Source organism: Microbacterium sp. Bi128, from assembly GCF_918698205.1.
On sequence record NZ_CAKKMM010000828.1, the window covers coordinates 1 to 2243 of the forward strand.

The following is a 2243-nucleotide window of genomic DNA, read 5'->3' on the forward strand; positions in this document are numbered from 1 at the left end:
GCGGCATGGAAGGCAGTTTCAGGAGGGCCCAGAACGCAAACGCAAAGCTGACGACGTCGATCGTGTACGTCCAGCCGAACCCGGCCCACGCCACGAGCACGCCGGCCAGCAACGGGCCGGCGGTCATGGTCAGCCCGAAAATCATCATGCTCAGGGCATTTGCGGCCGGCAGCAACTCCTTGCGCACCAGCACCGGGATGATGGCGCTGCGGGCCGGCTGGTTGATGGCCTGGGCGCCGCTCTGCACCGCCACGAGCGCATAGAGCAGCCACACGTTGCCCACTTCCAGCCACGCCTGGATGGCCAGCGCGGCGGTGGTCAGCCAGAGGACGGACGAGGCCAGGAGGGCCACGGTGCGGCGGTCATGGGCGTCGGCGATCGAGCCGCCCAGGAGGCCGCCAAAGACCAGCGGCACGAGGGCGAAGAGACTCAGCAGGCCCACGTAGAGGCTGTCCTGGGTCAGCCGGTAGACTTCCAGGCTGACCGCCACCAGGGTCAGTTGGCTGCCCAGGGCGGAGACGGCGGACCCAAGCCACAGACGGCGGAAGGCCGGACTTTCACGCAACGGCGTGATGTCCGCCAACAATTTCTCCACCGGGCAACTCTAGTGGCGAACCGGGAGTGCCCTGTGACACGGCCGGACAATATTAGCCACGCCTTATTGTGAGGCAGTCATAATAAGTGCTTGAATGAGGGTATGACGGATTCCTCGGGCACCCACGACGCATGGGCAGCCGCCCTGCGTGCCCACGGCCGCCGGGTGACCAAACAGCGCCTGGCCGTGCTGGCCGCCGTCGAACATCACCCGCATTCGCCGGCAGAGGCAATCCTTGCCGCCGCCCGGCAGGAATTGCCGGACCTGACCGCCCAGTCCGTCTACGTGGTCCTCGGGGACCTCACGGATCTGCACATGCTGCGCCGTTTTGAGCCCCCGCACTCCCCCGCGCTGTACGAGACGCGGGTCGGGGACAACCACCACCATGCCGTGTGCATCAGCTGCGGCCGGGTGGAGGACGTCGAATGCGCCGTGGGCCACGCGCCCTGCCTGACCCCGCACTGGAACGCGGACGCCAAGCCGATGACCATCCAGATCGCGGACGTGCTGTACCAGGGCATCTGCCAGGACTGCCAGCGAACCCAACAGCTTCCCTCCGAACGAAACTAAGAAACCCAACCCAAGGAGAACTATGACTGAGATCATCTCTGCGCCCGCCGTGTCCACGACACAGTCCGGGGCTCCCGTCACTTCCGACGCCCACTCCAAGTCCGTCGGCGCCGACGGCGCGATCATCCTGACCGATCACTACCTGATCGAGAAGCTCGCGCAGTTCAACCGCGAGCGCGTCCCGGAGCGCGTCGTGCACGCCAAGGGCGGCGGCGCCTTCGGTACCTTCAAGACCACCGAGGACGTCTCGAAGTTCACCAAGGCCGCACTGTTCCAGCCCGGTGTTGAGACGGACATGCTCATCCGTTTCTCCTCCGTTGCCGGCGAGGCCGGCTCCCCCGACACCTGGCGCGACCCCCGCGGTTTCGCCGTGAAGTTCTACACCACCGAGGGCAACTACGACCTCGTCGGCAACAACACTCCCGTGTTCTTCATCCGCGACGGGATCAAGTTCCCGGACTTCATCCACTCCCAGAAGCGCCTCCCCGGCACTCACCTGCGCGACGCCGACATGCAGTGGGACTTCTGGACCCTCTCCCCCGAGTCCGCCCACCAGGTCACCTGGCTCATGGGTGACCGCGGCCTGCCGGCCTCCTGGCGTGAAATGCAGGGCTACGGCTCGCACACCTACCAGTGGATCAACGCCGAGGGCGAGCGGTTCTGGGTCAAGTACCACTTCAAGTCCAACCAGGGCGTCAAGTCCATGACCGGCGACGAGGCCGAGGCCCTTGCCGGCGCCGACGGCGACTTCTACATCCGCGACCTCCAGGAAAACATTGCCGCCGGCAACTTCCCCTCCTGGGACCTCCACGTCCAGGTCATGCCGTACGAGGACGCCAAGACGTACCGCTTCAACCCCTTCGACCTCACCAAGGTGTGGCCGCACGCGGACTACCCGCTGGTCAAGGTCGGCACCATGGAGCTGAACAAGAACCCGGAGAACTACTTCGCGCAGATCGAGCAGGCCACCTTCGCGCCGTCGAACTTCGTGCCGGGCATCGCCGCCTCCCCGGACAAGATGCTGCAGGCCCGCATCTTCTCCTACGCGGACGCGCACCGCTACCGCGTCGGCACCAAC

The 2243-nt window shown here is 65.9% G+C and carries 3 protein-coding genes; 2 read left to right on the forward strand and 1 reads right to left on the reverse strand.

Annotation, left to right across the window (positions count from 1 at the left end):
- On the reverse strand, positions 1-595 hold a 595-nt coding region (locus tag LQV45_RS26795), incomplete at its 3' end, for an MFS transporter (RefSeq protein WP_230009781.1).
- Positions 596-697: 102 nt separating this feature from the next.
- Between LQV45_RS26795 and LQV45_RS26800 the strand changes: the two genes are divergently transcribed.
- Both LQV45_RS26800 and LQV45_RS26805 read left to right on the forward strand, forming a co-directional pair.
- Positions 698-1165, forward strand: a complete 468-nt coding sequence (locus LQV45_RS26800) for a Fur family transcriptional regulator (protein WP_026537503.1) — start codon at positions 698-700, stop codon at positions 1163-1165.
- A gap of 22 nt (positions 1166-1187) precedes the next feature.
- On the forward strand, positions 1188-2243 hold a 1056-nt coding region (locus LQV45_RS26805), incomplete at its 3' end, for a catalase (protein WP_230009782.1).